This is a genomic window from Carboxylicivirga caseinilyticus, assembly GCF_050589785.1.
GTDB classification, from domain to species: Bacteria; Bacteroidota; Bacteroidia; order Bacteroidales; family Marinilabiliaceae; genus Carboxylicivirga; species Carboxylicivirga caseinilyticus.
Genome location: NZ_JBNGOX010000098.1, coordinates 1 through 1576, shown reverse-complemented (window position 1 = coordinate 1576; position 1576 = coordinate 1). Strand labels below are relative to the sequence as shown.

Annotated in this window: 2 protein-coding genes; both read left to right on the top strand. The window is 36.4% G+C overall.

What is annotated here, in order from left to right:
* Positions 1–103 precede the first annotated feature (103 nt).
* The gene (locus ACRD62_RS22355) at positions 104–820 is read left to right on the top strand and encodes an SPFH domain-containing protein (protein ID WP_430822304.1); all 717 of its coding nucleotides are present in this window, start codon (positions 104–106) and stop codon (positions 818–820) included.
* 163 nt (positions 821–983) lie between these two features.
* On the top strand, positions 984–1469 hold the full coding sequence (locus ACRD62_RS22350) for a hypothetical protein (protein ID WP_430822303.1): 486 nt from the start codon (positions 984–986) through the stop codon (positions 1467–1469).
* Positions 1470–1576: the final 107 nt, after the last annotated feature.

The window sequence follows — 1576 nt, the reverse complement described above, 5'->3', positions numbered from 1 at the left end:
TTAAAAACTGAGTAAAAAATTACTATCATTGCAACTTCTCTCAAAGTGGCACAGTTTGACCGATAATGGTGGCATGGTCACTCCGAAATAGCCAATACCTATTTTGGAAGTTACACGGATAAGAGATATTAGAGAACATACAATGGGTATTGAACCACAAAATGTAATTACAAAAGATAATGTAGAGATTGAAGTTGATGGAATTCTTTGGGCAAATCCGGGACTCGATGTTGAGGATATTAAAAAGACATTTTATAATATTGACAACTGGAAAAAAGCCGTTGTTCAATTGGCGCAGACTAATTTAAGACAAGAATTTGGCAAAATATCACTTGATGAAAGTTTAGTAGCCCGAGAGACAATCGCTGCAAATCTTAAACATTCGTTAGATAAACTAACTGAAAACTGGGGATTGAAAGTATCGAAAGTTGAGATTAAACTGATTGACCCTCCAAATGATATTAAGGTTGCAATGCATAAGGAGAAATCCGCAGAACAAGAGCGTCGAGCAATGAAAACTTTAGCAATGGGTCGATTTGAAGCAGCAGAGCAAGAAAAACTTGCGGAATTACAAAGAGCTGAAGGAGAAAAAGCAGCCGCAATCATGATTGCAGAGGGAAAAGCACAGGCAATTAAATTGGTAAATGAGGCTGCGGACAAATATTTTACTGGAAATGCAAAAGATTTAAAAGTTCTAGAAGCAACAGAATCATCACTTAAAGATAATACAAAAGTTGTTTTGACAGAGAAAGGAATAAAACCTTCAATTATACTAGGAGATATTCCATTTCAGCTTAAGAATGAAAAAGGAAAAGAATAAACCATAAAAACTACGGCATACAACAAAGTGTATAGTGCATAAGGGTTTTATTGGTTTTCGAGCAGCATCACCCGCATCAATTTTGGGTGGTAACTTGATAGATTTGAAGCCCGCAATCCCTTACGACACCATACACGCAACGTTAGCTGCCATTTAAAAAAACATGATACGAGTACTAATTGACGAACTTGGAGACGGACAAAAAGACATCATTTTAAAAATTGATGCAATGCCGACATTTATTCAAATAGGTGACTTGTATTACATTGCGGATTTCCTCGAATTTGACCCTAAAAACATTGACAAAGTGCCTGACAAGTTAGGAATTGAATATATCAAATACGTCCAAGACAAATTTGATAAGCTTGATAACTTGGAGATGTTTATACCATTTGACCTTTCTGACCAGTACATCGGTGGACTTTTAATCATTAGAGGAAAAAAAGGATTAATAAAAACAACCTATGTCACTACCGACAAAGTTTGCGGTTATGAAATTAACAAGAAAACAATTGATCAAATTATAAATGATAGAAAGCCAAATTTCGAAAAGAAAGGAGATTGGTTTTTAAGTAGGACTTCAATTATGGAAGGACTAAATTGGAGTATTGAAAGAATAAAAAAAACGGCAGCTAACCCACTGGAATAAAGCATGGCTAGGTTTGCTCGTCCTGACACCTTAGTCTACCGTCTTAGTCCCCCTATCGGGTGACACGACACCACGACTAATGCGCCACGACTTCATCCAGCAAACGT

Coding starts and splice junctions, on each gene's coding strand:
- ACRD62_RS22350 (WP_430822303.1), top strand. CDS start 984: ATGATACGAGTACTAATTGACGAACTTGGAGACGGACAAAAAGACATC.